Source organism: Pseudomonas sp. 10-1B (genome assembly GCF_000935045.1).
GTDB lineage: Bacteria > Pseudomonadota > Gammaproteobacteria > Pseudomonadales > Pseudomonadaceae > Aquipseudomonas.
Genome location: NZ_JYKS01000034.1, coordinates 21,913 through 48,398, shown reverse-complemented (window position 1 = coordinate 48,398; position 26,486 = coordinate 21,913). Strand labels below are relative to the sequence as shown.

The window sequence follows — 26,486 nt, the reverse complement described above, 5'->3', positions numbered from 1 at the left end:
CTTCATGCGCTGATACACATTTTGTCCGGGTGAAGCGTTCACCCGCTGCATTTGCTGATAGGGTTGAGCGGTTTTTGACCGGCTCCCCGAGAGGAAGGATCGGAACGTGATTGGACGTTTGCGCGGCACCCTGGCGGAAAAACAGCCGCCGCACCTGATTATCGACGTCAATGGCGTGGGCTACGAGCTGGAAGTGCCGATGACCACCCTGTACCGCTTGCCCAAGGTTGGCGAGCCGGTGACCGTGCATACCCACCTGGTAGTGCGCGAAGACGCCCACTTGCTCTATGGCTTTGCCGAAAAGCGCGAGCGTGAGCTGTTCCGTGAGCTGATCCGCCTCAACGGCGTTGGGCCGAAGCTGGCCCTGGCGCTGATGTCCGGGCTGGAAGTGGACGAACTGGTGCGCTGCGTGCAGGCCCAGGACACCTCGGCCCTGGTGCGCGTGCCCGGCGTTGGCAAGAAAACCGCCGAACGCCTGCTGGTCGAGCTCAAGGACCGCTTCAAGGCCTGGGAAACTTCGCCGGCCATGTTCACCCTGGTGTCCGATGGGCCGTTGCCGGTCGCCAGCGAGTCCAGCGCCGAGGCCGATGCGGTCAGCGCCCTGGTCTCGCTGGGCTACAAGCCACAGGAAGCCAGCAAGGCGATCGCGGCGATCAAGGACAAGGCCGGCCTGAGCAGTGAAGAGCTGATCCGCCGCAGCCTGAAAGGGATGATTACCAAGTGATCGAAGCCGACCGCCTGATCGCCGCCAGTGGCCGCGACCGTGAAGAAGTCCAGGACCGTGCGATCCGCCCGCTGCGGCTGGACGAGTACATCGGCCAGCCGGTGGTGCGCGAGCAGATGGCGCTGTTCATCCAGGCCGCCCGTGGCCGCAGCGAGTCGCTCGACCATACGTTGATCTTCGGCCCGCCTGGTCTGGGCAAGACCACCCTGGCCAACATCATCGCCCAGGAAATGGGCGTGTCGGTCAAGAGTACTTCGGGGCCGATCCTCGAACGCCCGGGCGACCTGGCAGCCATGCTGACCAACCTCGAGCCGCACGACGTGCTGTTCATCGACGAAATCCACCGGTTGTCGCCGGTCGTCGAAGAGGTGCTGTACCCGGCCATGGAGGACTTCCAGCTCGACATCATGATCGGCGAGGGGCCGGCGGCCCGTTCGATCAAGCTCGACCTGCCACCTTTCACCCTGGTAGGGGCTACCACCCGCGCCGGCATGCTGACCAACCCGTTGCGTGACCGCTTCGGTATCGTCCAGCGCCTGGAGTTCTACAGCGACAAGGACCTGGCCACCATCGTCAGCCGTTCGGCCGGCATCCTCGGCCTGGCCATCGAAGACCAGGGCGCCTATGAGATCGCCCGCCGTGCCCGCGGCACGCCGCGTATCGCCAACCGCCTGCTGCGCCGCGTGCGTGACTACGCCGAGGTGCGCGGCAAGGGCCAGATCACCAAGGCCGTGGCCGACCTGGCGCTTAACCTGCTGGACGTCGACGAGCGCGGTTTCGACCATTCCGACCGTCGCCTGCTGTTGACCATGATCGAGAAGTTCGACGGCGGCCCGGTGGGCGTCGACAACCTGGCCGCGGCCATCAGCGAAGAACGCCACACCATCGAGGACGTGCTCGAGCCGTACCTGATCCAGCAGGGCTATATCATGCGCACGCCGCGCGGCCGCGTGGTCACCCGGCATGCCTACCTGCACTTCGGCCTGAACGTGCCCGGGCGCCTGGGGGAGGGTGGAGATTTTTCCGAACCAGGCGATGAATGACAGATCGAAAACGGCTTTTCGTGGTCCTACCGCTGGCATGCCGAAGGTGCGCTGGCAATAAGACATTAATGAAGAAAAAACAGTTGCCACAGCGGATTGGCAAGCTGAGGAGTAAGCACTAGAGTATGCGCGCGCAAAATGGCCTGGAACCGTTCGCACACCGTTGTCGCGTCTATTACGAAGATACCGATGCCGGTGGCGTGGTGTATTACGTCAATTACCTGAAATTCATGGAGCGCGCGCGCACCGAACGCTTGCGGCACCTGGGCTTTTCCCAGTCGCAGCTGGCCGAAGACAACCTGCTGTTCGTGGTCCACTCCAGCGAAGCGCGCTATCACGCGCCGGCGCGGCTGGACGACGAGCTGCGGGTCACCGCGCAAGTACTTGAACTCAATCGCGCCAGCCTGCGCTTCGTGCAGCAGGTCTGGCGGGAAAAGGATGAAACGCTGCTCTGCGAAGGGCAGTTCCTGGTGGCCGCCGTGCGCGCCGACACTTTCAAACCCCGAGCCATACCCCCCCAGCTGCGCGACGCCTTTGCGGCGGACGGCTCGGGTAATCAATCGAATGCAGGAGAATAAGCGTGGAAGCTAACGTCGTCGACCATACCTCCATGTGGAGTCTGGTCAGCAATGCCAGCGTGGTGGTACAGCTGGTAATGCTGACCCTGGTGGCCGCCTCGGTCACCTCATGGATCATGATCTTCCAGCGCAGCACCATGCTGCGCGCCGGTCGTCGTGCGCTGGATGCCTTCGAGGAACGCTTCTGGTCGGGCATCGACCTGTCCAAGCTGTACCGCCAGGCAGGCAGCAACCCAGACCCGGATTCCGGCGTGGAGCAGGTCTTCCGTGCCGGCTTCAAGGAATTCTCGCGCCTGCGCCAGCAGCCGGGTGTCGACCCGGACGCAGTCATGGAAGGCGTTGGCCGCGCCATGCGCGTGGCCATCTCGCGCGAGGAGGAAAAGCTCGAGCAGAGCCTGCCATTCCTCGCCACGGTCGGTTCGACCAGCCCATACATCGGCCTGTTCGGTACCGTATGGGGCATCATGAACTCCTTCCGCGGCCTGGCCAGCGCCCAGCAGGCCACCCTGGCCACGGTTGCCCCGGGTATCGCCGAAGCGCTGATCGCCACCGCCATCGGCCTGTTCGCGGCAATCCCGGCGGTCATCGCCTACAACCGCTTCGCGGCCCGCAGCGAAGTGCTGATCGGTCGTTACTACACCTTCGCCGACGAGTTCCAGGCGATCCTGCACCGCAAAGTGCACACCAGCGAAGAGTAATCAGGTAGAAGCCCATGGCCCGAGTTCGCCACAAACGCAAGCCCGTCGCCGAGATGAACGTGGTGCCCTACATCGACGTGATGCTGGTGCTGCTGGTCATCTTCATGGTGACGGCGCCCATGCTCAACCAGGGCGTGAAGGTCGACCTGCCCAAGGTTTCCAGCGAAGCCTTGCCGCAGGACAACAACGTCCAGATCCTCACCATCTCCATCAAGGCCGACAAGACCTACTACTGGAACCTCGGCAGCGAAGTCGACACCGACAAACAGATGGACAAGGCCATGACCTTGCCTGCCATGACCGATGCCGTGACCAAGATCATTGCCGCCGGCCGTGACCAGGGCAAGCAGACCCAAGTGTTCATTCGTGGCGACAAGGCTGTCGACTATGGCGCGGTCATGGGTGCCATGGGCGGGTTGCAGAAGGCCGGTGTCGGTAACGTTGGCCTGATTACCGAGGCGCCCTGATGCAACAGCGAGAGCCATCCGCCTCGGAAAGCTACTTCTGGCCCAGTGTCTGGGCCATCGGCCTGCATGTGCTGGTGTTCGCCCTGCTGTTCGTCAGTTTTGCCATGACGCCTGAGCTGCCGCCATCCAAGCCGATCGTTCAGGCTACCCTGTACCAGCTCAAGTCCAAGAGCCAGGCCACCACCCAGACCAATCAGAAGATTGCCGGGGAGGCGAAGAAAACCGCTTCGCGCCAGACCGAGGTCGAGCAGCTGGAACAGAAGAAGGTCGAGCAAGAGGCCGTGAAGGCCGCGGAACAAAAGAAAGCCGACGCCGCTCAAAAGGCCGAAGAGGCGCGCGAAGCCGCCGAAGCGAAAAAGGCCGAGGAAGCGGCCAAGGCTGCCGAGACCAAGAAAGCCGCCGAAGCCAAGAAGGCCGAAGAGGCGAAGAAGGCCGCCGAGAAGCAGCAGGCCGACATCGCCAAGAAGAAAGCCGAGGAAGAAGCCAAGAAACAGGCTGCTGAAGAGGCGAAGAAACAAGCCGCCGAGGATGCCAAGAAAAAGGCAGCCGAAGAGGCCAAGAAGAAAGCAGCCGAGGACGCCAAGAAGAAAGCGGCGGCCGAGGAAGCGAAGAAGAAGGCAGCTGAAGAGGCCAAGAAAAAGGCCGCTGCAGACGCCCAGAAGAAAAAGGCACAGGAAGCGGCCCGCAAGGCGGCGGAAGACAAGAAAGCCCAGGCCCTGGCCGAGCTGTTGTCCGACACCACCGAGCGGCAGCAGGCGCTGGCCGACGAGCAGGGTGACCAGGTGGCCGGCGACTTCGACGACCTGATCCGCATGCGCGCGGCCGAGGGCTGGGCGCGTCCGCCTTCCGCGCGCAAGGGCATGACGGTGACTCTGCAGGTCAACATGTTGCCGGACGGCACCATCACCAGTGTCAGCGTGGCCCGTTCCAGTGGTGACGGCCCGTATGACAGTTCGGCGGTGGCTGCGGTGAAGAACATTGGTCGTTTGACCGAGATGCAGGGTATGAAGCCGAGCGATTTCAACCGATATCGTTCGTTCAAGATGACATTTACACCTGAGGATCTAGCGTTGTGATTAAACGTCTGAGAGGACTGCTGGTCATGCTGTGCTGCGTGGCAGGCATGGCCGTGGCAGAGGAAAAGAACATCCTGGTCACCAGCGGCAGCGACCGGGCCACGCCCATCGCGGTAGTGCCGTTCGGTCTGCAGGGCGGCAGCGTGCTGCCCGAAGACATGGCCGACATCATCGGCAACGACCTGCGCAACTCCGGCTACTACTCGCCGATCCCACGGCAGAACATGATCAGCCAGCCGTCGCAGGCCAGCGAAGTGATCTTCCGTGACTGGAAGGCGCTGGGTGCCCAGTACGTGATGGTTGGCAGCATCGTGCCGTCGGGCGGTCGCCTGCAGGTGCAGTACGCGCTGTTCAACGTCGCCACCGAGCAGCAAGTGCTGACCGGCAGCGTGGCGGGCAGCGTCGACCAACTGCGTGACATGGCGCACTACATTTCCGACCAGTCGTTCGAGAAACTCACTGGTATCAAGGGCGCGTTCTCCACCCGCATGCTGTACGTGACGGCCGAACGCTTCTCCACCAACAACACCCGCTACACCCTGCAACGTTCGGACTACGACGGTGCGCGTGCGGTCACCCTGCTGCAATCGCGTGAGCCGATCCTGTCGCCGCGCTTCGCACCGGATGGCAAGCGTATCGCCTATGTTTCGTTCGAGCAGAAGCGCCCGCGTATCTTCGTCCAGCACATCGATACCGGCCGCCGCGAACAGGTCACCAACTTCGAAGGCCTGAACGGCGCGCCAGCCTGGTCGCCAGATGGTTCGCGCCTGGCGTTCGTGCTGTCGAAGGACGGTAACCCGGACATCTACGTGATGAACGTGGCTTCGCGCCAGATCAGCCGCGTAACCGCGGGCCCGGGTATCAACACCGAGCCGTTCTGGGGCAAGGATGGCAACACCCTGTACTTCACCTCCGACCGTGGCGGCAAACCGCAGATCTACAAGCAGTCGGTCAGTGGTGGTGGTGCCGAGCGGGTAACGTTCGTGGGCAACTACAACGCCAACCCGAAGCTGTCGGCAGACGAAAAGACCCTGGTGATGATCCATCGCCAGCAGGGCTTCACCAACTTCAAGGTTGCGGCCCAAGACTTGCAACGCGGAAGTGTAAAGATTCTGTCTGAAACAAGTCTTGATGAGTCTCCCACTGTTGCGCCAAACGGCACCATGCTAATCTACGCCACCCGCCAGCAGGGCCGGGGAGTCTTGATGCTCGTGTCGCTTAACGGCCGTGTGAGGCTCCCACTTCCTACCGCTCAAGGCGAAGTCAGAGAACCGTCCTGGTCCCCCTACCTGAACTGATTGCGGCGTAATACTTTGCTTAACACACTGGGGTTTCATTAGGAGTTTCACGATGGAAATGCTGAAGTTTGGTAAATTTGCTGCGCTGGCTCTGGCCATGGCCGTAGCTGTAGGTTGCTCCTCGAAGGGCGGTGACAACGCAGGCGAAGGCGCTGCTGTAGACCCTAACGCTGGCTACGGTGCCAACACTGGCGCTGTTGACGGCTCCCTGAGCGAAGAAGCTGCCCTGCGCGCAATCACCACCTTCTACTTCGAATACGACAGCTCGGACCTGAAGCCAGAAGCCATGCGCGCTCTGGACGTTCACGCCAAGGACCTGAAAGCCAACGGCAACCGCGTTGTTCTGGAAGGCAACACCGACGAGCGCGGCACCCGCGAGTACAACATGGCTCTGGGTGAGCGTCGTGCCAAGGCCGTTCAGCGCTACCTGGTTCTGCAGGGCGTTTCCCCTGCTCAGCTGGAACTGGTCTCCTACGGTGAAGAGCGTCCGGTTGCCACTGGCAACGACGAGCAATCCTGGGCTCAGAACCGTCGCGTAGAACTGCGTAAGTAAGTTTTATGCGTATGTGCCGCCGTGTAGTAACCGTCCTCGCACTCAGCCTGCCGCTCGCGGCCTGGGCTGAGGTTCCTGTAGTAGATGACAACGCAGGCAGTTATCCGCCTTCGGGTTATGGCACGAGCGGCGCCTATGCCGGGGCAGGGGCTTCGGCCCCTGCCTCTGCACAGGGCCAGCTGTTCATGCAGCTGCAACAGATGCAGGATCAGCTTTCCCGCCAGCAAGGCATCATCGAAGAGCTGCAGAACGATGTGTCGCGCATGAAGCAGGAAAACCTGGAGCGTTACCAGGACCTGGACCGTCGCATCAACAGTGGCGCTGCGCCTGCCGCGACCCCTGACAATTCCTCCGGTGGTGGTGCTGTCAATGCCGCCCCGGGTGCAGCAGCGGGTGCTGCTGCGCAACAACCGGCCGCCAGTAGCGAGCCCGGTGATCCGGCGAAAGAAAAGCTCTACTACGATGCTGCTTTCGACCTGATCAAGCAGAAGGACTTCGACAAGGCCAGCCAGGCGTTCAACGCCTTCTTGCGCAAGTACCCCAACAGCCAGTACGCCGGCAACGCCCAGTATTGGCTGGGTGAAGTGAACCTGGCCAAGGGCGACCTGCAAGGCGCCAGCCAGGCTTTCGCCCAGGTCAGCCAGAAGTATCCCAAGCACAGCAAGGTGCCGGATTCGTTGTACAAGCTGGCTGACGTCGAGCGCCGCATGGGCCACACCGACAAGGTGAAGGGCATCTTGCAGCAGGTCATCACCCAGTACCCCGGCACCTCTGCCGCGCAACTGGCCCAGCGTGACCTGCAGAAGCTCTAGGCCATACAGCACCGTTCGAAAGAAACCCGCGCTTGTCGCGGGTTTTTTCGTTAGAATCACTGCCCTTTTTTCGTAAACACGCTGCTGCGGATAACGCTATGTCGAGTCCGCGACAGTGCCTGACGGAGGCGGGCAGCCTGTTTAGCTGTCACGCCCGTGGCGAGCATGCAAGACACATTACGCATTACCGAAGTCTTTTACTCTTTGCAGGGTGAAACGCGAACGGCTGGACTGCCCACGGTATTCGTGCGCCTCACCGGTTGCCCCCTGCGCTGCCAGTACTGCGACAGTGCCTATGCCTTCAGTGGCGGCACCATTCGCAGCCTCGATTCTATCCTTGAGCAGGTCTCCGGCTTCAAGCCGCGTTACGTCTGCGTCACCGGTGGCGAGCCATTGGCCCAGCCCAGCGCCTTGCCGCTGCTGCGGCGCCTGTGCGACGCCGGTTATGAGGTGTCGCTGGAAACCAGCGGTGCGCTGGATATATCCGGCACCGATACCCGTGTCAGCCGCGTGGTCGACCTGAAGACCCCCGGCTCCGAAGAGTCGCACCGTAACCGCTACGAGAACATCGAGCAGCTGACCCGCAACGACCAGGTCAAGTTCGTCATCTGTTCCCGTGAGGACTACGACTGGGCGGTTTCCAAGCTGATCCAGTACAACCTGGCCGAACGTGCCGGTGAGGTATTGTTCTCGCCCAGCCACCACCAGGTGAACGCCAGCGACCTGGCGGACTGGATCGTTGCCGACAACCTGCCCGTGCGCTTCCAGCTGCAGTTGCACAAGCTGCTGTGGAACGACGAACCCGGACGTTGATTGAGGAGTAAACCGACATGACAGAAAAACGCGCAGTCATCCTGCTGTCCGGCGGCCTGGACTCGGCCACGGTGGTCGCCATGGCCAAGGCCGAAGGCTACAGCTGCTACACCATGAGTTTCGACTATGGCCAGCGCCACCGCGCCGAGCTGAACGCCGCTGCCCGCGTGGCCCGCGACCTGGGTGCGGTCGAGCACAAGGTGATTGGCCTGAACCTGGACGGCATCGGTGGCTCGGCGCTGACCGACAGTAGCATCGACGTACCGGAAACCCCGGGCGAAGGTATCCCGGTCACCTACGTGCCAGCACGCAACACCGTGTTCCTGTCCCTGGCGCTGGGCTGGGCAGAAGTGCTGGAGGCGCGGGACATCTTCATCGGCGTCAATGCCGTGGATTACTCCGGCTACCCCGATTGCCGCCCCGAGTTTGTCGAAGCCTTCGAGCGCATGGCCAACCTGGCGACCAAGGCCGGAGTAGAGGGGCAGGGCTTCCGCATCCAGGCGCCGCTGCAGAACATGAGCAAGGCGCAGATCGTACAGGCCGGTATGGCCCGTGGCGTGGACTACAGCCTGACCATTTCCTGCTACCAGGCCGACGATGACGGCCGGGCCTGCGGCAAATGCGACAGCTGCCGCCTGCGTGCCGATGGCTTCAAGGCGGCGGGTGTAGCAGACCCGACGCGATATTTTTAAAAAAGTTGCGATGGGGTGTTGATTTCCCGTTAGAAATCAGTATTATACGCGCCATCCAACGGGTCGTTAGCTCAGTTGGTAGAGCAGTTGGCTTTTAACCAATTGGTCGTAGGTTCGAATCCTACACGACCCACCATACGCAGTACGTCAAAGCCCGCTACCGGCAACGGTCGCGGGCTTTTTCGTATGCGTCCTGCACGGCGTGCTATCAGTGACCGCTCTCGGCCCAGCCTGTGTGCCACCGAACAAGGTACCGGCAATCGCCCGTTGCCCGCGTCTTAGCCAATACAACGTTAGCGCCATTTCTGGTGATGGCCCAGCCTCGGGCCGCGCGATCTAATTGTTCTAGAACATCAGTCATGCCCATCTGGATGTCATAGACTGCTGCCCGTCGTTAAAGTGGCGCCATCATATTGGCATCATTGGCGATAGAGCGACTCACTGGGTACACATTGAGACGGGATTAGACATGATTCTATGTCCCGCGGTGTTCTTTTGCCTTGTTGAGCCTCTTTTTATCGCTAAACCCTCAGAGAGTGCTTCTTCATGAAGTGGAAGATGGTCAGCTCCAATCAACGATTGTTCCGGATGTTAATCGGCATGCAGATCATTGTGCTGATCTTCCTGATGTTCATGGGGCTCGACGCTTTTTTATGTAGCCCGGTTTCCATCGAATGGTTTCCTGGTCGGGTCGTGAACATGGATACAGGGTTAACGCACACTTTTTCAAATGATGGACACGCTTTCACGAACCTGGTGGGTTCTCAACCATTGAAATCATTTGGCGTGGAATTGAGTTGGGAAAGCAACTCGAACCTTGTCTTTGTTTTGCTGGGTGTGATCGGTTCGATTGTGCTCTTCATTATCCTGCGTTCGCTGTGGTTTATGTGGCGGGCGCGAAAGACCGAGGCAGTTCGCCTGCACCTATGTGCCAAGACCGTAAGGCTCGCCCCCCATGTTTTTCAATGGTGTGGAACATGCGGGGCCCGGCTCGGATATCCGCGACCTGCACCAGCTCGCGCCCGTAGCGTGTGGGTAATCGAGATCATCCTGAATACGACTCGGGTGCGTAAGGCCAGTGCACTTGCAATCAAGGATTTGCAGTTGCCGGTCATCAGGACCGAGACCAATTTGATCGTGATAGGCGTGTACCGGAACAAGGCGGAGCCTGCTGCCGTCATCAAGTTACTTAAGGAGAGATACGATGTGCGCGGCTGGATGGTCGAAGGGAATTGAAGGTGAAGACTGCAGCGCCGTGCTGATTGGAGTGCGTCATGGTCAGCCCTGAGCCGGTTCGTGTAATTGCCGTGACAAGTGGGAAGGGCGGGGTAGGGAAAACGAACCTGGCCATCAACTTATCGATTGAACTCGCTGCGAAAGGACGGCGTGTCGTCTTGATGGATGGCGATCTCGGGTTGGCCAATATCGACGCGCTGCTCGGCTTGAAGGCGCAGTATACGTTGCAGGACGTCATCGAGTCCCGCTGCGAGATCCGGGATACCTTCATCAAAGGGCCGGCTGAAGTATTGATCGTGCCGGCAGCCTCAGGCTCCCAGGGCATGGTGCAGTTGAACACCGCCCAACACGCAGGGTTGGTCTATGCGTTCGATGAGCTTGCAAAGGATATCGATGTCCTGGTGGTGGACACGGCAAGTGGTATTGGTCACACCGTCATCAACCTGGCCAAGGCGGCCAGTGAAGTCCTGATCGTGGTGTGCGATGAGCCTGCTTCGCTCGTGGATGCTTATTCATTGATCAAGCTGTTGTACCGCCAGCAGGGCACTACGCACTTCAAGGTATTGGTGAACATGACGAGGTCGTCGGGCGAAGGGGCTGCCACGTTCGCCAAGTTAAATAATGTGGCGCTGGAATTCTTGGGAGTGGCCTTGATCTATGCCGGTGCCTTGCCCTACGACGATGATGTGAAGAAAGCCATGCAAAAGAAAGCCCCTGTTGTATTGGCTTACCCTAAATCGAAGTATTCACTGGCACTCAAGCCTATCGCATGCACTCTGGACCGAGCGCCGATCAATACGGCGGGGCAGAAAGGTGTGACTTTTTTCCTGACGCGGAATTTTTAAGCCTGCTTTTTTCGCTGGTGTAATTGAGACGATTCTTCGAGGGGACAATGCGGTGTGGTGGGGGATATGAACAGGGACATGACGGTATTGGTGGTCGATGACTTTTCTACCATGCGGCGCATCATCAAGAACCTGCTGCGTGAGTTGGGCTACAGAAACGTGCTCGAGGCCGAAGATGGCCTGGCGGCATTGAAGGTCCTGCAAAAAACACCGGTGGATCTTGTCATCACGGACTGGAACATGCCCCACATGTCGGGGTTGGAGCTCCTGCGGACCCTGCGCGCCAGCGAAAACTGGAAGCACCTGCCTGTGTTGATGGTGTCGGCGGAAGCGAAGCGTGATCAGATCATTCAAGCCGCAAATGCCGGGGTGAATGCCTATATCGTCAAACCCTTCAATGGTCCGACGCTTGAAGAGAAGATCCATCGTATCTATGAGCGCCTTCAATGGCAGATCGCGCCTCATGTCGGCGATTAGGCAAATTCGCGCTCGACTATACGGGTTGCAAATGAGTACCCAAGCCTGTTTTCAACGCAGCATGATCGCCGCGCAAGCGCTTTTTGTATAACGCCTAAGTAGTGGCCTGTGTAATAAGTCGTTAGCCCGTGAACGCTGAATGTCGCCTGTTTCAGGTTGCTACATGACTTTAGCGTCCTGCGTCAGATAGGTATCTATTTGAAAGGCTTGAAAATACAAGACCACATGCTCAAAGCAAGGAAACTTAATCAAGAAATCAAGGTTCTACTGAAAGATAGGGTGATCGCGCGCTCAATTTATAATATGTAAGTTCTGAAGGATTGTTTTTGATGGCAAATCATACGCCAAATCGACACTGTCATAAGTGGAGGTTGGAATTGCGCAGCGCTCAAGGCGGCGAGTCCAAATCCAAGATTCTCGCAAAGTCGATCAGGGCGGATATCGAACAGGGCTTACTACTGCACGGCGTGCGCCTTCCGCCGCAGCGGCATTTGGCCGACTGCCTGGGCATTAGCTTGCAGACGACATCCAACGCCTATCGGGAGCTAGAGCGGCAAGGATTCATACGTTGCGAAATTGGCCGCGGCAGTTTCGTCTCGAGGCCTGTGAGCTCCGACGTCGCCAATTTGATTCTCGACACCCCGCAGTCCACGGTCATGGACTTTTCTACCGTCAGAATTATCCATACAGATGAACATGGGCAGCGTTGGCGCGACATCTGCCTGGCCTTGAGCGGCGAGCAGGACCAGCCTTGGATTCAGGCGTTACGCCCAATTGCCGGCCTTGAAGCGCACCGTGAAACGGCTCGGCAATGGTTGGCACGCCACGGGGTGCAGGCGGACCTTGAGGACATCCTCATCACCAATGGGGCAGCCCATGGGATATTCCTCGCTCTGGCTTCCTTGACGAGTACGAATGATGTGGTCCTCTCCGAGGGCATTACCGATCATGGGATAATCGGGACTTCCCAAGTGCTGGGCTTTACGCTGAAAGGGCTCGAAACGGATCGTCATGGTATTGACCCAGACCATTTTGAGTACCTGTGCACCCATGAGCGTGTTACGGCCTTGGTGTGTACGCCTAATTTCAACAATCCGACAACGACCTTGATGCCTGCTAGCCGTCGCCGTGAAATTGCCAGCATTGCCAGGCACTTTGGTGTCTGGATCATCGAGGATGATGTTTTCGGGCCGTTGTTAGGGGAGCATCACATACCGCCGATTAGTCATTACTTACCCGAACGCACCATTTATTGCACGAGCATGACAAAGTCTGTGCTCACGGGGTTACGTATTGGTTATCTGGTGATGCCAAAAACCCTATCGTCACGGACGAAAAGCGTGTTGCGGGTCAATGGTTGGATGGGGACACCAATCATGGCCGAAATCGCATCCCGTTGGATTCGCGATGGTAGCGCCGATTTATTGATTCAAAAGCAAAGGCTGCTGGTGGCAGAAAGACAGGCGGTGATCAGTGAATGTTTTTCTGATTTCATTTTGGGGCATCACCCATACGCCTTGAGTGCCTGGATTGGCGTTCCGCCTCATTGGGAAGCTGCCGGTCTGGTCAACACATTGCGTGAGCGGCACATCGCGATCACTCCACCGGATCCTTTTGTTGTGCCGGGAATTGTCAAACCGCCAGCGGTTCGTATTTGTGTCGGGGCCGAATGTGGCTTTGATGAGATGCGCAATGCGATACAGCAAATGCGCGAAGTCTTCGACAAAATGCAATAGCGTGCCGTTGGCGTCGCAGCGCATATGGATCATGGCTGCGGCCTGAAGCGCTCAGGTCTCTCTAGTCCGGCCAGTTTCTGTTCCCAGGCACAGCCTGAGGTCTCGAATTATCGTCGGACGATATCAGGAGCCTTGTACCGCGATGGGTTTGGGTAGCGGCTCAATGCAGGCGGGTTACTCGGCCCATTCCGGATCCCCGGTGAACACTACCGTCAACCAACGATCCGGTCCTTCACCCCCCACCGCATCGCCAATCTCGTTGCGCCACGCATCCCATTCATCAATGGTTTTCGCAGCCATGCTCTTCGGCACGATGAAATACAACTCGATCTCCCGCGAGCGCCCGACCTTGGCCACATAGGCGCGGTATGACTGCAGCCCATGGCGGGCGACGAAGGCCTTGGCCACTTCATCGACGTGCAGCTTGAGGTCGCCAGGGGTGACCAGGAAGATTTCCGACAAAGCCTGGCGCACCACCGACAGCGGCAGCGGCACGATCACCAGGCACACCAGCGCCAGCACCGCCGGGTCGATGTACGGCGATACCCACTCCAGCGACGTGCCCTGTACCGCGTAACCAAAGCAGAAGGCGATCAGCAGCGCGGCGGTGATGCTGGCCGACATCACCCAGCCCTTGACGTCCATGCGCACGAAGTCCGAGCCCAGCTTGCGGTTGGCGCGCGCTTCGACAATGGCGATGGTCGCGCAGGCGATCACGGTCAGTACCGCGTAGACCATGGCGATGCCGAACTCCAGGTGACGGCCGCCTTGCAGCAGGCTGCTGACGGCGTTGATCAGCGCGTAGATGGCCACGCCGCTGAGCAGGATGCCGTTGAGCGCCAGTACCATCGGCTCCAGGTGCCAGAAGCCCATGGTGAAGCGCTCGCGCAGCTTGCGCGACATCTGCACGCTGGTGGTGTGCGAGGTGATCAGCTTGACCACCACCAGCGACAGCCCGCTCATGCTGGCGTCGACCAGCGAGTAGACGCCGTCGAACACGATGGAGAACGAGCCGGAGGCCAGGCCGAAGCCGATGCCGATGGTGGCGATGAACAGGGTGACGGCGATCGAGGTGCGTAACAGGCCCTGTTCGCTGGTGATGTCGAAGAACGTGGATTGGGTTGCGGTTTGCATAAGGTGTGCTCGGTAAAATCGATGATGCTGTAGTACCTGTGAGGGCCTCTTCGCGGGTGAACCCGCTCCCACAGGTTGGGTGCTGCTTGTGAGGGCAGTGCCCACCTGTGGCCTACAGGGGATCATGGCTTCAAAGGCCAGTGAGGGACCCTGTGGGAGCGGGTTCACCCGCGAAGAGGCCCTCACAGGCTAGACGCGGAACTGCTCCATAAGCGCCTGTTGCTGGTTGGCCAGCCGGTTCAAGGCCTGGCTGATGCGTGCCGACTCGTCTGCCTGGCCTGCCAGCGATTCGGTCACGTCGCGAATGCCGGCTACGTTGCGGTTCACCTCTTCGGCCACTGCGCTCTGTTCCTCCGCGGCCGAGGCAATCTGCAGGTTCATGTCGCTGATCACCGCCACCGCCTCGCCAATGCGCTGCAGCGCCGGCAGCGCCTGTTCCATGCGCGTGGCGCTGTCCTGGGCCTGGCGCTGGCCTTCATGCATGGCGCCCACCACATCCTGGGTGCCTTGCTGCAAGCCTTCAATGACCTGGCGGATTTCCTCTACCGATACCTGCGTGCGCTGGGCCAGGCCGCGCACTTCATCGGCCACCACGGCAAAACCCCGCCCGGCTTCGCCAGCGCGGGCGGCTTCGATGGCAGCATTGAGGGCCAACAGGTTGGTCTGCTCGGCGATGGTGCGGATCACCTCCAGTACCGTGCCGATCTGCCCGCTGCGGCCTTCCAGCGCACGCGCCTCGTCCATGGCGGTGTTCATGCCGGCGGCCAGGCGGTCGATGCCCTGGCGGGTGCTGTCGATCAGTTGCAGGCCTTCGCGGCTGGCCTGGTCGGCAGCGCGGGCGGCCTGGGCTGCCTGCGAGGCGTTATGGGCGACATCCAGGGCGGTGGCGCTCATTTCGTTGGCTGCAGTGGCCACTTGCTCGATTTCGCGGTGCTGCTGCTGCATGCCGCTGCTGGTCTGGCTGGCGATGGCGGCCGACTGGTCGGCGGTACCGCGGGCTTCCTGCAGTGAACCTTTGACCTGGGCGATGACCGGCTGCAGTTTGTCGAGGAAGCGGTTGAACCAGCCGGTGAGCTGGCCCAGTTCGTCCTGGCGCGCATAGTCCAGGCGGCGGGTGAGGTCACCTTCGCCGCTGGCGATGTCCTCCAGCCGCGCGGCCACAGCCAGGATCGGCCGGGTGACGCCGCGTGCGGTCAGCCACACCAGCAGCAAGCCAACCACTGCGGCACCCAGGCCGATCAACAGGCTGGAGAGGTTGGCGCTTTGGTTGTGTGCGTCCAGGCGCTGGTTAAGGGCTACGGCTGGTGCCTGCAGCACGCTTTCCGGCAGTTCCAGCAACACCTGCCAGGGGGCGGCGTCAGGGATTGGCGTGAAGGGGTGGGCCACGCGCAGCAGGCCATCGGCTACCGCCTTGTCCATGGGGTGGCCAAGCGTGCTGGCGTCACGGCTGTTGCCGGCCAGCAGGCCGGCTGCGCTGACGATACTCACTTGGCCCTGGCCGTCGAACAGCTCGCGGCGGCCGTCCACGCTCAGTTGTTGCAGGTTGGCCAGGCCGATGTCCAGGCCGACCACTCCGACCACCTTGCCATGCTCCAGTAGCGGCAGGGCGATGCTGGTCATCAGTACCTGCTGGCCATTCACCTCGTCGAGGTACGGTTCGAGCATGCAGGTGCTGGCGGTGTCTTGCGGGCAGGTCAGCCAGCGGTTCTTCGCCGCGCCGTTACTGCCGATGCTGGCATCGCCGAGCATCGATTCCGGCATGGCTTCAAGCTCCAGGGTGCCGGGGTGCGGCTGTGACCAGTACAGCGAGAAGCGCCCGCTTTCGTTGCTGCCCACAGCCTCCTGGCCAATGTATTGGCTGTCGTGCTGGTCCAGAGCATCGGGCTGGAACACCAGGTACAAGCCGATCACATCCGGGTTGCCGGCCAGGCTGGCACGGGCCTGGCGCGTCAGCTCGGCGCGCAGGTCGCTGCCACCACGGGTCTTGAGCACCTGCACCAGGCGGGCAAAGCCATTGCCGTACTGGTAGGCATCCATGAAATAGCGCTGGATGCGCAAGGCTTGGGTTTCGGCGTGGGCCTGCAGGCGCAGGCGGGCGCTACTGTCGAGCATTTCGGTGTTGGCCTGGTTGACCAGTGCCGCGCTGCGCCGGGCCTGGGTCAGCGACGTGGCCACCAGCAGGGCGACGATGGCCAGCAAGCAGAGGCCGGCGAGCAGGGTGATCTTCCACTGGATGGAGAGGCGACGCAGCGGCATGAGGGCTTTCCTTATCGATAAAAGGCAAAGCCCGCGGTCAGGCGCGGGCGTTGTTGGCAGCGTGGGTCATTCTGCGATGTAGTTGGGCGGGGCATCCTTGAAGGCTTTGGTCAGATAACCCAGGTACAGCACGCCGAGCAGTGCCCAGGCGCCGCCGAACAGCAGTGAGTGCGCGTTCAGGTCCAGCCACAGCGAGACGATGATGCAGAAGCCGATGGTCGGCAGTACCAGGTACTTCAGCTGATTGGCCAGGCCTTTGCGGTTGCCTTCGCGCAGGTAGCAGTGGTTGATCACCGACAGGTTGACGAAGCTGAACGCGACCAGCGCGCCGAAGTTGATGATCGAGGTGGCAGTAACCAGGTCGAAGAAGATCGCCGACAGCGAAATCAGCCCTACCACGACGATGTTCAGTACCGGTGTCTTGTAGCGCGAATGCAGGCGGGCGAAGACGCTGGCCGGGATCACGTTGTCGCGGCCCATCACGTACAGCAGGCGTGACACGCTGGTTTGCGAGGCCAGGCCCGAGGCGATGGTGTTGATCACGGTGCAGGCAATGAAGATCGACTGGAACAGCTTACCGCCTACGTACAGGGCGATTTCCGGCAGGGCCGCTTCCTGATCGTGGAAGCGCGCCATGGTCGGGAAGTAGGCCTGGATGAAGTACGACACGGTGATGAACACCACGCCGCCGATCAGTGCGGTGAGGAAGATCGCCCGGGGGATGGTCTTGCCCGGGTCGCGGGTTTCCTCGGACAGGCAGGTGACCGCATCGAAGCCCAGGAACGAGAAGCACAGGATGGTCGCGCCCGCGGCCAAGGCGCTGAACTGAGTCTGGCTGTCGGCGAATGGCAGCAGGCTCCAGCTGGTACCCAGCCCTTCCCCCTGGTCCAGGCCGCGTACGCACAGGTAGATGAACACGGCGATGATCGCTACCTGCACGCCCACGAACAGCAGGTTGAAATGCGCCACCAGGTTCACGCTGCGCATGTTGATCAGGCTGATCAGGGTGACGAAGCTTGCCACCCATATCCACTCCGGTACCTCCGGGAACATGGCCGAGAGGTACAGCTTGGCCAGCAGCGCGTTGACCATCGGCAGCAACAGGTAGTCCAGCAGCGACGACCAGCCGACCAGGAAGCCCACGTGCGGGTTGATCGCCCGTTGGGTGTAGGTGTAGGCCGAGCCCGATTGCGGGAAGCGTTTTACCAGGGTGCCGTAGCTTACGGCGGTGAACAGGATCCCGGCCAGCGCCAGGATGTAGGCGCTGGGTACATGACCGGCGGTAATCCCGGACACGATGCCGAACGTGTCGAACACGGTCATCGGCGTCAGGTAGGCCAGGCCGATGATGATCACGTGCCAGAGGCGCAGGGTTTTGCGGAGTTGGCCGTTGCCGGAGGCGCTGTGGTCAGGCTGCATGCTGGCATGGCTCCTGCGGCTGGGCGTAAACGACGGGCACGGGGTACTGCGCATGCGGCAAGGGCGAGCGGGTGGGCTCCATGTTGTTCACCTTTTTTGTTGGAGCGGCGGGAGGCGCGAGGGGGCGCGCAAAGTGGTGAAAATAAAAAACGATGGGTAGGTGGGTGTCAAGTTAAACATGACAAGATGTTGCTAATTTGAAGTATTTATCGAGTCAAATAGAGATTTGTTCGGTTTTTGTGCGTTTTTTTGCGGTTATGATCAATCTCTGTGTTCGTAAAAATTAACGTATTGGCCATTTCTTTTCAGATGGGTCGGAAATGTGGGATTTCTCCACTGGGACCACCCACGCTGCTTGGCCTGCGGTGGTACTCTTCGCGCTCTGCGTGGCCGCTGGCGCCACGTGCATTCCCTACGGACAGCAATCGGTTCTATTCATGAAGAAATCAGTTGGCATCCTCTCCGGCCTGGCTATTGCCATCGCCGTCGTAACCACCGCTGGCGCCTGGTACACCGGCAAGCAACTGCCTGTGGAGCTGGACAGCGCCCTTGCCCGCAGCAACGCCGAGCTCGAAAAGGCCCTGATCGGCACCGGTGGCAACATGAGCATCGAACGGGTGTCGCTGGAGCAGCATTTCTTCAGCAGTACTGCGCAGTACCGGCTCAAGGCGCGGGACATCAACCTGGGTCAAGGCGAGGTGGTGAATTTCGATGTGGGTGTGACCGATCAGATCGAACACGGCCCGTTCCCTTGGTCGCGGGTCAAGGCGCTGAAGCTGATGCCGGTGTTGGCCGTCAGCAACAGCACATTGCAAAAGGATGACTTCACCGCGGCATGGTTCGCCGCCGCGGGCGACAAGCCCCCGGTCAGCGCGCAGACCAGCCTGGGCTATGGCGGCAATGTGGTTAGCCAGGTCCAGCTGGCGCCGGTCAAACTCGATGAAGCCGACGGCAACAGCCTCGACTTCTCGGGCATGCAATTGCAGGTCAGTGGTGACCGGGAAGGCAAGGCCTCTGCATTCCACGGCCAGGCCGAGCGTTTCGTGATGAAGCTGGTGCGCGACGACCAGCCGCCTGCCACGTTCGAACTCCAGGGCCTGAATGTTGCTGGCAACCTTCAGGCCACCGAGCACGACGCCATCTATGTGGGCAATGTCGACCTGGCTCTGGCCGAAACCAAGGTCACCCTGGGGCCCAAACAGCAGATACTGCTGATCAAGGGCCTTGAGCAGAATGCCGTGCAAACCCTCGACGGCCCGGATACCGTGGGCGGCCGCGTGGAGTACAAGCTGGGGGATATCACCTGGGATGGCCGTGCGGTCGGCAAGGCTCAGCTGGCGGTGAGCATCACTTCGGTCAATGCGCCGGCACTGCAGGCGTTGTCGCAGTGGTACCAGGCGCACCTGCCGGAGTTCGAGGCCGCGTCTGCCGCCGGCCAGCCTGTGCCGCAAATCCAGATGGACGACGCCGAGAAGGCGCGGTTCCAGGGGGACCTGCACAAGCTGCTGGCGGCCAAGCCCAAGGTGGCAGTGGAAAACCTGTCGTTCAAGACCGCCAATGGCGAAAGCCGCTTCAACCTGTCGATGGACTTCGCCGCCCCGGCCAGCTTCGACCTGCCGGCGGACCAGTTGAGCAAGCAACTGATCACCGAGGTGAAGAGCCAGTTGTCGCTGTCCAAGCCGATGATCGGTGACCTGGCGACCTTGCAGGCGCTGCTGGAGGGCCAGACTGACGCCCAGGCGATCGCCATGCAGTCGAGCCAGGCGGGGGAAGTGGTCGGCATGATGGCGCTGCAGAGCGGCATGGCCACCGTGCAAGGCAATGATGTGGTCAGCAGCCTGCACTATGCCGATGGCATGGTCGATTTCAACGGCAAGAAGATGACAGTGGAAGAATTTGCCATGCTGATGGCGGCACACCTGGCGGCCCTGTCGCCGCAGGGTTGACAGTCACCTGTACTGGCCTTTCGCGGGCTTGCCCGCTCCCACAGGATATTCATTGCACCTGAGGGCAGCACAATACCTGTGGGAGCGGGCAAGCCCGCGAAGGGGCCAGCACAGGCAACACAAAAACCACTTTAGAATTCGCTGGATTGTCTGTAGCCTTCGGCCTCCGATAATAATCCGTGCCCGCAGAGGGCCGTGGCGGCCTGCGTGCCGTCCGGCACCCTTAGCCGATCTGCCAGGGCCGGGTGATACACTCGATTTGACGCGCACACGCGCCTGCAGGTCCAGCGATCATGACCCAGATTTCCGAACGCCTATTGGTTCAGGCCCACCTCGACGCCAAGCAGCCCAACCCGCTGACAGCCGAGCAGGAGGCCGAATACCGTGCGGCCATCGCTGCCGAGCTCAAGGCCCAGAACGCCGTGCTGGTCGCCCACTATTACTGCGACCCGGTCATCCAGGCGCTGGCCGAAGAAACCGGCGGTTGCGTGTCCGACTCGCTGGAAATGGCCCGCTTCGGCAAGAACCACCCGGCCGAGACGGTGATCGTTGCCGGTGTGCGCTTCATGGGCGAAACGGCCAAGATCCTCACCCCGGAAAAGCGCGTGCTGATGCCAACCCTGGAGGCCACCTGCTCGCTCGACCTGGGTTGCCCGGTGGAAGAGTTCTCGGCCTTCTGCGACCAGCACCCCGAGCGCACCGTGGTGGTCTATGCCAACACCTCCGCTGCCGTGAAGGCGCGCGCTGACTGGGTGGTGACCTCGAGTTGCGCGCTGGAAATCGTCGAAAGCCTGATGGACAACGGCGAGACCATCATCTGGGGCCCGGACCAACACCTGGGCCGTTACATCCAGAAGCAAACCGGCGCCGACATGCTGCTGTGGGATGGCGCCTGCATCGTTCACGAAGAGTTCAAGTCGCGCCAACTGGCCGACATGAAGGCGCTGTACCCGGATGCGGCGATCCTGGTGCACCCCGAGTCGCCGGAGTCGGTGATCGAACTGGCCGACGCGGTGGGTTCCACCAGCCAGCTGATCAAGGCCGCCCAGACCCTGCCGAACAAGACCTTCATCGTCGCCACCGACCGCGGCATCTTCTATAAGATGCAGCAGCTGTGCCCGGACAAGGAGTTCGTCGAAGCGCCTACCGCCGGTAACGGCGCGGCATGCCGCAGCTGCGCGCACTGCCCATGGATGGCGATGAATACCCTGGAGCGGGTGTTGCATTGCCTGCGTAATGGTGGCGATGAAATCTTCGTGGACCCGGCGCTGGTGCCCAAGGCGATCAAGCCGCTGAACCGGATGCTGGACTTTACCCAGGCCGCGCGCCTGAAGCTGTCTGGTAACGCCTGACTTCAGACCGCGTCGTCTTCTTCGCGGGCTCGCCCGCTCCCACAGGTACTGCACCGCTTGCAAGGGCGATGGGGAACCTGTGGGAGCGGGCGTGCCCGCGAAAGGGCCCTCAGCGCCCCATCATCTCCCGAACCATGCGCTGCTGCTCCATGATCTCGCGCTGGCGCTGGTCAATTTGCGAGGCCAGCGGGAAATTCCCCCCCGCCCGACGCTTGGCATAATCCAGCTGCTGGATCGCCTGGTCAAAATCCCCCACCAAAGTGAAGTACTCGGCGCGCGCCCGGTGCAAACCGATGGTATTACCCGACAAGCCACGCACTTCGGCCATATCGTACCAAACGTCCGGGTCATCCGGCCGGCTCTTGACCAGCTCGTTCAACACCTTTTCCGCCTCGGCAGGCTTGTTCTGCTTCACCAGCAAATCGGCACGCACCTGCTTCAGCGGATAGTTGCCCGGGTACAGCCCTTGCATCCGCTCGGCCCGCTGTTGTGCATCAGCCAAGCGGTTGTTGGTGATGTCCAGGTCGATTTGCGCCAGGTTGTAGGTGATGTCGTTGGGCGCCTTGGCCAGTAGCGGCTTGAGCAGCTCACGCGCCTCGTTCAGCTGGCCGCCCTTGATCTGCGCCAGGGCCAAGCCATAACGCGCGGCATCGAGCTTGGGGTCTTCGTCCAGCTGGGCGCGGAAACGCTTGGCGGCGAGCCCCGGGGTGCCTTCGTAGGTCAGCGCCACCCGGGCACGAATCAGCTGGTAACGCATGCTGTCTTCAATGCCGCCCTTGGGCGCCTGGTCGGCACGGTTACGGGTATCGGCGATACGCGATTCGGTCACCGGGTGAGTCAGCAGGAATTCCGGTGGCTTGGCGTCATAGCGATACTGGCGTGCCAGGCGCTCGAACATGGTCGGCATGTTGCGCGGGTCGTAGCCGGCCTTTTCCAGGTTCTGGATGCCGATACGGTCGGCTTCCTGTTCATTCTGCCGCGAGAACCGCCGCTGTTCCTGGATGGCCGCTGCCTGGGTGCCGGCAATCATGCCGATGCCCGCATCGCCAGCGCCACCTGCGGCCAGCACGATACCGGCCAGCAGCGCCGCCATCATCGGCAACTGCATGCGTTGCTGGGCCTCCACGCCGCGGGCGAAGTGGCGCTGCGACAAGTGCGCCAGTTCGTGGGCCAGTACCGAGGCGTATTCGCCTTCGGTCTGGGCGTTGAGGAACAGCCCGCCGTTGACCCCGACAATGCCACCGGGGGCGGCGAAGGCGTTGAGCTCGCGGCTGTCGATGAGGATGAACTCCAGGCGCCGGTCCTGTAGCTGGCTGGTTTCGGCCAGCTTGTACACGCTGGTTTCGACGAAGTCCTTGAGCTGCGGGTCGTTAAGCTGGTTGACCTGGCCACGCAGCAGGCTCAGCCAGGCACGGCCGAGCTGGTGTTCCTGCTGCGGCGAAACGATCGCGGAGCTGGCGTCACCCAGTGATGGCAGGTCGTCAGCATGGCCGGGAAGGGCCATCAGGCAGGCCAGCGTCAGCAGGGTAGGGCGCAGTAGATTCATGCATGAAGCTCGCGTCGGTCAAAGATAGCTACTGTAGCGGGCTCACACGTTGGCGACCAGTGGCGCTATCCTAGCCGACCCTATCGAACAGCAGCCCGGCAATGCCTTTGGAGAGCCCCGCGATGACTGACACCCTGACCTGCGACGCCGAACTGGACGCCAGCGGGCTGAATTGCCCTTTGCCGCTGCTGAAGGCCAAGATGGAGCTCAACCGCCTGGCCAGCGGCGCGGTGCTGAAGGTGATCGCCACTGACGCCGGGTCCCAGCGCGACTTCCGCACTTTCGCCCAACTGGCCGGTCATACCCTGCTGCGGGAAACGGCCGAGGCCGGTACCTACACCTACTGGCTGCGCAAGGCCTGAGTCTTTTCCAAGGATCGTCAATGTTCAAAGTGCTTCGCGACTGGATGCAGCGCTACTTCTCCGATGAGGAGGCCGTGGTGCTGGCGGTCCTGTTGTTCCTGGCTTTCACTGCGGTGCTCACCCTGGGTGGCATGCTCGCGCCGGTGCTGGCAGGCATGGTGCTGGCGTTCCTGATGCAGGGGCTGGTCAATGCCCTGGAGCGTGTGCGGGTGCCGACGCGGCTGGCGGTGGCGCTGGTGTTCGCCCTGTTCATGGGGGCGCTGGCGGTGTTCATGCTGGTGCTGGTGCCGCTGCTGTGGCACCAGCTGATCACCCTGTTCAACGAACTGCCGGGCATGCTCGGCAAGTGGCAATCGCTGCTGTTGCTGCTACCCGAGCGCTACCCGCATCTGGTCTCGGACGAGCAGGTGCTGCGTGCCATCGAGTCGGTGCGCGGGGAAATCGGCAAGTTCGGCCAGTGGGCGCTGACCTTCTCGCTGTCCAGCCTGCCACTGCTGGTCAATGCCATGATCTACCTGGTGCTGGTGCCGATCCTGGTGTTCTTCTTTCTCAAGGACCGTGAGCTGATCGGCCGTTGGGTCAGCGGCTACCTGCCGCGCGAGCGCACCTTGCTGAACCGGGTTGGCAGCGAGATGAACCGGCAGATTGCCAACTACATTCGCGGCAAGGGCATCGAAATCCTGATCTGCGGCATTGCCACCTACATCGCCTTCATAACCTTGGGGCTCAACTACGCCGCGCTGTTGGCGTTGCTGGTGGGGCTGTCGGTGGTGGTGCCATACGTGGGGGCGGTGGTGGTGACCGTACCGGTGACCTTGATTGCACTGTTCCAGTGGGGCTGGGGCGACCAGTTCATCTACCTGATGACGGTGTACGCAATCATCCAGGCGCTGGACGGCAACGTGCTGGTGCCGCTGCTGTTCTCCGAGGCGGTGAGCCTGCACCCGGTGGCGATCATTTGCGCGGTGCTGCTGTTTGGCGGGTTGTGGGGGTTCTGGGGGATCTTCTTCGCGATTCCGCTGGCGACGCTGATCAAGGCCGTGCTGGATGCCTGGCCCAGGCAGGAGCCTAGTGTTTCGCCGATGCTTTAGCTTTGATGCTGTAGTTTTTGGGGCTGCTTTGCAGCCCTTCGCGGGTGAACCCGCTCCTACAAGGGAACGCAACCCCCTGTAGGAGCGGGTTTACCCGCGAAGGGCCACAAAGCGGCCCCATTCAATCTCAAGCCTTGTGCAAAGCCTGGGCCGCCGCCAACACGGCATCCACATGCCCCGGCACCTTCACCCCACGCCATTCCTGGCGCAGCACACCGTCCTTGTCGATCAGGAAGGTGCTGCGGTCAACGCCCATGTATTCCTTGCCATACAGCTTCTTCAGCTTGATCACGTCGAACAGCTGGCACAGGGCCTCGTCCTTGTCGCTGATCAGCTCGAACGGGAAGCCTTGCTTGGCCTTGAAGTTCTCGTGCGACTTGATGCCATCGCGCGAGACGCCGAACACCACGGTATTGGCCGCGGCAAAGGCAGCATGCTGGTCACGGAACCCCTGGCCCTCGGTGGTGCAGCCCGGGGTGCTGTCCTTCGGGTAGAAGTACACCACCACTTGCTGGCCCTTGAGCCCGGCCAGGCTCACGGTGTGCCCGCTGGTGGCCTGGGCTTGGAAATCGGCGACGGGTTGGTCGAGTGCTACGGCCATGGTGGTTTCCTTACATGGGGTTCTGTGGGCGCCAAGGCTCGATCAGCGCGTCCAGGTTCAGGGCGTCGGCAAAGTCCAGGAACTGGTCACGCAGCCAGCTGATCTGGGTGCCGGCCGGCAAAATCACGGTGAACTGGGCGTTGAGCATGCTGCTGCCGGTCTGCGGCGCCAGGTACGTGTCGCAGGTCATGGCTTCCAGCTCGACGCGATGGTCGAGGAAGAACTGGCACAGCTCGTTGATGATGTCCGGGCGGTAGGCGGCGCTGACGTAGGCCACGTAGGGCAGGGCCTGTGGGCGCACTTCCTGGTCGGCGCTACGCACCACGTCGAGGGTCAGGCCGTGCTTCTTGCCCAGGCCCGGCAAGGAGGCTTCGAGGCGCGCCAAGGCGTCCCAGCTGCCGCCCACCTGCAGTACCAGGGCGCTGGTCTCGCCGTGGCGGCTCAGGCGCGAGGTGACCACCGCACAGCGGTTTTCGAAGGCAGCGCGGCTGAGGACGTTGGCCAGCTCCATGGGGTTCGGGCCCAGGGCGCTGATGACAAGGAATTGTTCGCGGACGGTGGGGGTGGACATGCAGCATTCCTAAAGCGATGAGCGGTCGGTACAGGACGGGCGAAAGCCTCCTGTCGGCAGGGCCCTGGGCTCGCATGCGAGATCGTGGACGCTGGCCGGGAGCAAGGTCGACGGCCCGGCGGGCCGTGCTGCACCGATCAAAGCATCAAGGGTAGCGAAATAAGGCGCCGAGGGGAATGCTCCGCCCGCCTGCTTCGCTTGTGCAAGGCCGATGCCCCCAGTACCATTACCGCTCTCTTTTTCCGGCAGGAGCAGTTACATGATTGCGGGCAGTATGGTGGCATTGGTCACTCCCATGGATGCACAAGGGCGTCTTGACTGGGACAGCCTCGACAAACTTGTAGACTTCCACCTGGAAAACGGCACCCATGCGATCGTCGCTGTCGGCACCACCGGTGAGTCCGCCACGCTGGATGTCGAAGAACACATCCTGGTCATCAAGCACGTGGTCGAGCGCGTCAAGCGCAGTAGCCACCGCATCCCGGTCATCGCTGGCACCGGTGCCAACTCCACCGCCGAGGCCGTGCACCTGACCCAGAACGCCAAGAGTGCCGGTGCCGATGCTTGCCTGCTGGTAGTGCCGTACTACAACAAGCCGACCCAGGAAGGCCTGTACCAGCACTTCAAGCACATTGCCGAAGCCGTCGACATCCCGCAGATCCTCTACAACGTACCCGGCCGCACCTCCTGCGACATGCAGGCCGATACCGTGATCCGCCTGTCGAAGGTCAAGAATATCATCGGCATCAAGGAAGCCACTGGCGACCTGGCCCGTGCCAAGGCCATCCTCGATGGCGTCGACAGCGATTTCATCGTCATGTCGGGTGACGACCCGACTGCCGTCGAGCTGATCCTGATGGGCGGCAAGGGCAACATCTCCGTCACCGCCAACGTCGCCCCGCGCGAAATGGCCGATATGTGCGAGGCCGCCCTTGCGGGCAATGCCGAGAAGGCCCGCGCGATCAACGAAAAACTCATGCCGCTGCACAAAGACCTGTTCTGCGAAGCCAACCCGATCCCGGTGAAATGGGCGCTCGTCGAAATGGGCCTGATGCACAAAGGCATTCGCCTGCCGCTGACCTGGCTGAGCGAAGGCTGCCACGAAAAAGTCCGTACTGCCTTGCGCCAGTCCGGCGTACTGGTTTAAGAGGAAGTACACC

The 26,486-nt window shown here is 61.3% G+C and carries 26 protein-coding genes, 1 tRNA gene and 1 pseudogene; 21 read left to right on the top strand and 7 right to left on the bottom strand.

The features are described from left to right. Positions 1 to 106 precede the first annotated feature (106 nt). The 16 genes from ruvA (at position 107) to TZ03_RS18805 (ending at position 13,048) form a co-directional block, all read left to right on the top strand. Positions 107 to 724 (top strand): Holliday junction branch migration protein RuvA, encoded by a 618-nt coding sequence (gene ruvA, locus TZ03_RS18880; RefSeq protein ID WP_051099711.1) that lies wholly within the window; start codon positions 107 to 109, stop codon positions 722 to 724. After that, a complete protein-coding gene (ruvB, locus tag TZ03_RS18875; protein WP_051099710.1) occupies positions 721 to 1,767 on the top strand; it encodes a Holliday junction branch migration DNA helicase RuvB in 1,047 nt (348 codons plus the stop codon). The genes ruvA and ruvB overlap by 4 nt, the downstream gene beginning before the upstream one ends. Positions 1,768 to 1,892: 125 nt before the next feature. Then, a complete protein-coding gene (ybgC, locus tag TZ03_RS18870) occupies positions 1,893 to 2,345 on the top strand; it encodes a tol-pal system-associated acyl-CoA thioesterase (RefSeq protein ID WP_051099709.1) in 453 nt (150 codons plus the stop codon). Between the two features lie 2 nt (positions 2,346 to 2,347). Then, positions 2,348 to 3,043 (top strand): protein TolQ, encoded by a 696-nt coding sequence (tolQ, locus tag TZ03_RS18865; RefSeq protein ID WP_010952367.1) that lies wholly within the window; start codon positions 2,348 to 2,350, stop codon positions 3,041 to 3,043. Between the two features lie 14 nt (positions 3,044 to 3,057). Next, positions 3,058 to 3,510 carry a protein TolR gene (gene tolR, locus TZ03_RS18860; protein ID WP_003254760.1) on the top strand — a complete coding sequence of 151 codons (453 nt, stop codon included), beginning with the start codon at positions 3,058 to 3,060 and terminating at the stop codon, positions 3,508 to 3,510. Further along, positions 3,510 to 4,586 carry a cell envelope integrity protein TolA gene (tolA, locus tag TZ03_RS18855; RefSeq protein ID WP_051099708.1) on the top strand — a complete coding sequence of 359 codons (1,077 nt, stop codon included), beginning with the start codon at positions 3,510 to 3,512 and terminating at the stop codon, positions 4,584 to 4,586. The genes tolR and tolA overlap by 1 nt, the downstream gene beginning before the upstream one ends. A 26-nt stretch (positions 4,587 to 4,612) precedes the next feature. Beyond that, entirely contained in the window at positions 4,613 to 5,884 is a 1,272-nt protein-coding gene (tolB, locus tag TZ03_RS18850; protein WP_051099707.1) for a Tol-Pal system beta propeller repeat protein TolB, read from the top strand. 52 nt (positions 5,885 to 5,936) lie between these two features. Continuing rightward, on the top strand, positions 5,937 to 6,437 hold the full coding sequence (gene pal / locus TZ03_RS18845; RefSeq protein ID WP_003254755.1) for a peptidoglycan-associated lipoprotein Pal: 501 nt from the start codon (positions 5,937 to 5,939) through the stop codon (positions 6,435 to 6,437). A 5-nt stretch (positions 6,438 to 6,442) separates the two neighbouring features. Further along, positions 6,443 to 7,249, top strand: coding sequence for a tol-pal system protein YbgF (ybgF, locus tag TZ03_RS18840; RefSeq protein ID WP_051099706.1), 807 nt, complete (start codon positions 6,443 to 6,445; stop codon positions 7,247 to 7,249). 165 nt (positions 7,250 to 7,414) lie between these two features. Then, positions 7,415 to 8,062 (top strand): 7-carboxy-7-deazaguanine synthase QueE, encoded by a 648-nt coding sequence (gene queE, locus TZ03_RS18835; RefSeq protein ID WP_051099705.1) that lies wholly within the window; start codon positions 7,415 to 7,417, stop codon positions 8,060 to 8,062. Between the two features lie 17 nt (positions 8,063 to 8,079). After that, positions 8,080 to 8,754 carry a 7-cyano-7-deazaguanine synthase QueC gene (gene queC, locus TZ03_RS18830; RefSeq protein WP_051099704.1) on the top strand — a complete coding sequence of 225 codons (675 nt, stop codon included), beginning with the start codon at positions 8,080 to 8,082 and terminating at the stop codon, positions 8,752 to 8,754. Positions 8,755 to 8,814: 60 nt separating this feature from the next. Further along, positions 8,815 to 8,890: transfer RNA gene (locus tag TZ03_RS18825), tRNA-Lys, on the top strand. A 410-nt stretch (positions 8,891 to 9,300) separates the two neighbouring features. Next, positions 9,301 to 9,990: a hypothetical protein gene (locus TZ03_RS27995; RefSeq protein ID WP_152645491.1), complete on the top strand. Its 690-nt coding sequence runs from the start codon at positions 9,301 to 9,303 to the stop codon at positions 9,988 to 9,990. A gap of 38 nt (positions 9,991 to 10,028) precedes the next feature. Continuing rightward, positions 10,029 to 10,835 carry a MinD/ParA family protein gene (locus TZ03_RS18815; protein ID WP_051099703.1) on the top strand — a complete coding sequence of 269 codons (807 nt, stop codon included), beginning with the start codon at positions 10,029 to 10,031 and terminating at the stop codon, positions 10,833 to 10,835. Between the two features lie 66 nt (positions 10,836 to 10,901). Continuing rightward, on the top strand, positions 10,902 to 11,312 hold the full coding sequence (locus TZ03_RS18810; RefSeq protein WP_051099702.1) for a chemotaxis response regulator CheY: 411 nt from the start codon (positions 10,902 to 10,904) through the stop codon (positions 11,310 to 11,312). A gap of 329 nt (positions 11,313 to 11,641) precedes the next feature. Further along, on the top strand, positions 11,642 to 13,048 hold the full coding sequence (locus TZ03_RS18805) for a PLP-dependent aminotransferase family protein (protein WP_051099701.1): 1,407 nt from the start codon (positions 11,642 to 11,644) through the stop codon (positions 13,046 to 13,048). Between the two features lie 174 nt (positions 13,049 to 13,222). Here the strand turns inward: TZ03_RS18805 and TZ03_RS18800 are convergent, their stop codons facing one another. From TZ03_RS18800 to TZ03_RS18790, 4 genes and pseudogenes are all read right to left on the bottom strand, one after another. Continuing rightward, positions 13,223 to 14,182 (bottom strand): cation diffusion facilitator family transporter, encoded by a 960-nt coding sequence (locus TZ03_RS18800; protein WP_051099700.1) that lies wholly within the window; start codon positions 14,180 to 14,182, stop codon positions 13,223 to 13,225. 189 nt (positions 14,183 to 14,371) lie between these two features. Beyond that, positions 14,372 to 15,127, bottom strand: coding sequence for a methyl-accepting chemotaxis protein (locus TZ03_RS32030; RefSeq protein ID WP_414860315.1), 756 nt, complete (start codon positions 15,125 to 15,127; stop codon positions 14,372 to 14,374). Between the two features lie 102 nt (positions 15,128 to 15,229). After that, positions 15,230 to 16,219 (bottom strand): annotated as a pseudogene (locus tag TZ03_RS32025) (HAMP domain-containing protein); the annotation flags it as partial. Positions 16,220 to 16,504: 285 nt separating this feature from the next. Further along, entirely contained in the window at positions 16,505 to 17,857 is a 1,353-nt protein-coding gene (locus TZ03_RS18790; protein ID WP_051099698.1) for an APC family permease, read from the bottom strand. A gap of 437 nt (positions 17,858 to 18,294) precedes the next feature. On the opposite strand from TZ03_RS18790, the gene TZ03_RS18785 reads away from it, so the two are divergent. Both TZ03_RS18785 and nadA read left to right on the top strand, forming a co-directional pair. After that, entirely contained in the window at positions 18,295 to 19,803 is a 1,509-nt protein-coding gene (locus TZ03_RS18785; protein WP_051099697.1) for a YdgA family protein, read from the top strand. Positions 19,804 to 20,096: 293 nt separating this feature from the next. Continuing rightward, positions 20,097 to 21,155, top strand: coding sequence for a quinolinate synthase NadA (nadA, locus tag TZ03_RS18780; protein WP_051099696.1), 1,059 nt, complete (start codon positions 20,097 to 20,099; stop codon positions 21,153 to 21,155). A 109-nt stretch (positions 21,156 to 21,264) separates the two neighbouring features. Here the strand turns inward: nadA and TZ03_RS18775 are convergent, their stop codons facing one another. Next, positions 21,265 to 22,701 carry a M48 family metalloprotease gene (locus TZ03_RS18775; protein ID WP_051099695.1) on the bottom strand — a complete coding sequence of 479 codons (1,437 nt, stop codon included), beginning with the start codon at positions 22,699 to 22,701 and terminating at the stop codon, positions 21,265 to 21,267. Positions 22,702 to 22,823: 122 nt separating this feature from the next. On the opposite strand from TZ03_RS18775, the gene TZ03_RS18770 reads away from it, so the two are divergent. Beyond that, complete coding sequence (locus TZ03_RS18770; RefSeq protein WP_051099694.1) at positions 22,824 to 23,063, top strand: sulfurtransferase TusA family protein; 240 nt, start codon at positions 22,824 to 22,826, stop codon at positions 23,061 to 23,063. A 20-nt stretch (positions 23,064 to 23,083) separates the two neighbouring features. Then, positions 23,084 to 24,154 (top strand): AI-2E family transporter, encoded by a 1,071-nt coding sequence (locus tag TZ03_RS18765; RefSeq protein ID WP_051099693.1) that lies wholly within the window; start codon positions 23,084 to 23,086, stop codon positions 24,152 to 24,154. Positions 24,155 to 24,281: 127 nt separating this feature from the next. Here TZ03_RS18765 and TZ03_RS18760 read toward each other — a convergent pair whose 3' ends face one another. Both TZ03_RS18760 and TZ03_RS18755 read right to left on the bottom strand, forming a co-directional pair. Further along, positions 24,282 to 24,755 (bottom strand): peroxiredoxin, encoded by a 474-nt coding sequence (locus TZ03_RS18760; protein WP_051099692.1) that lies wholly within the window; start codon positions 24,753 to 24,755, stop codon positions 24,282 to 24,284. A 10-nt stretch (positions 24,756 to 24,765) separates the two neighbouring features. After that, a complete protein-coding gene (locus TZ03_RS18755; RefSeq protein ID WP_051099691.1) occupies positions 24,766 to 25,326 on the bottom strand; it encodes a glycine cleavage system protein R in 561 nt (186 codons plus the stop codon). A gap of 259 nt (positions 25,327 to 25,585) precedes the next feature. Between TZ03_RS18755 and dapA the strand changes: the two genes are divergently transcribed. Continuing rightward, positions 25,586 to 26,473, top strand: coding sequence for a 4-hydroxy-tetrahydrodipicolinate synthase (gene dapA, locus TZ03_RS18750; RefSeq protein WP_051099690.1), 888 nt, complete (start codon positions 25,586 to 25,588; stop codon positions 26,471 to 26,473). Positions 26,474 to 26,486: the final 13 nt, after the last annotated feature.

Excerpts from the sequence above, each read along its gene's own strand:
- TZ03_RS18760 (WP_051099692.1), bottom strand. The coding sequence starts at position 24,755 with ATGGCCGTAGCACTCGACCAACCCGTCGCCGATTTCCAAGCCCAGGCC.
- pal (WP_003254755.1), top strand. The coding sequence starts at position 5,937 with ATGGAAATGCTGAAGTTTGGTAAATTTGCTGCGCTGGCTCTGGCCATG.
- dapA (WP_051099690.1), top strand. The coding sequence starts at position 25,586 with ATGATTGCGGGCAGTATGGTGGCATTGGTCACTCCCATGGATGCACAA.
- TZ03_RS18790 (WP_051099698.1), bottom strand. The coding sequence starts at position 17,857 with ATGCAGCCTGACCACAGCGCCTCCGGCAACGGCCAACTCCGCAAAACC.
- nadA (WP_051099696.1), top strand. The coding sequence starts at position 20,097 with ATGACCCAGATTTCCGAACGCCTATTGGTTCAGGCCCACCTCGACGCC.
- TZ03_RS18785 (WP_051099697.1), top strand. The coding sequence starts at position 18,295 with ATGAAGAAATCAGTTGGCATCCTCTCCGGCCTGGCTATTGCCATCGCC.
- TZ03_RS18770 (WP_051099694.1), top strand. The coding sequence starts at position 22,824 with ATGACTGACACCCTGACCTGCGACGCCGAACTGGACGCCAGCGGGCTG.
- tolA (WP_051099708.1), top strand. The coding sequence starts at position 3,510 with ATGCAACAGCGAGAGCCATCCGCCTCGGAAAGCTACTTCTGGCCCAGT.
- TZ03_RS18815 (WP_051099703.1), top strand. The coding sequence starts at position 10,029 with ATGGTCAGCCCTGAGCCGGTTCGTGTAATTGCCGTGACAAGTGGGAAG.
- tolR (WP_003254760.1), top strand. The coding sequence starts at position 3,058 with ATGGCCCGAGTTCGCCACAAACGCAAGCCCGTCGCCGAGATGAACGTG.
- TZ03_RS27995 (WP_152645491.1), top strand. The coding sequence starts at position 9,301 with ATGAAGTGGAAGATGGTCAGCTCCAATCAACGATTGTTCCGGATGTTA.
- TZ03_RS18810 (WP_051099702.1), top strand. The coding sequence starts at position 10,902 with ATGAACAGGGACATGACGGTATTGGTGGTCGATGACTTTTCTACCATG.
- tolB (WP_051099707.1), top strand. The coding sequence starts at position 4,613 with ATGCTGTGCTGCGTGGCAGGCATGGCCGTGGCAGAGGAAAAGAACATC.
- TZ03_RS18755 (WP_051099691.1), bottom strand. The coding sequence starts at position 25,326 with ATGTCCACCCCCACCGTCCGCGAACAATTCCTTGTCATCAGCGCCCTG.
- ybgC (WP_051099709.1), top strand. The coding sequence starts at position 1,893 with ATGCGCGCGCAAAATGGCCTGGAACCGTTCGCACACCGTTGTCGCGTC.
- queC (WP_051099704.1), top strand. The coding sequence starts at position 8,080 with ATGACAGAAAAACGCGCAGTCATCCTGCTGTCCGGCGGCCTGGACTCG.
- queE (WP_051099705.1), top strand. The coding sequence starts at position 7,415 with ATGCAAGACACATTACGCATTACCGAAGTCTTTTACTCTTTGCAGGGT.
- TZ03_RS18805 (WP_051099701.1), top strand. The coding sequence starts at position 11,642 with ATGGCAAATCATACGCCAAATCGACACTGTCATAAGTGGAGGTTGGAA.
- TZ03_RS18800 (WP_051099700.1), bottom strand. The coding sequence starts at position 14,182 with ATGCAAACCGCAACCCAATCCACGTTCTTCGACATCACCAGCGAACAG.
- ybgF (WP_051099706.1), top strand. The coding sequence starts at position 6,443 with ATGCGTATGTGCCGCCGTGTAGTAACCGTCCTCGCACTCAGCCTGCCG.
- TZ03_RS32030 (WP_414860315.1), bottom strand. The coding sequence starts at position 15,127 with ATGCAGCAGCAGCACCGCGAAATCGAGCAAGTGGCCACTGCAGCCAAC.
- TZ03_RS18765 (WP_051099693.1), top strand. The coding sequence starts at position 23,084 with ATGTTCAAAGTGCTTCGCGACTGGATGCAGCGCTACTTCTCCGATGAG.
- TZ03_RS18775 (WP_051099695.1), bottom strand. The coding sequence starts at position 22,701 with ATGAATCTACTGCGCCCTACCCTGCTGACGCTGGCCTGCCTGATGGCC.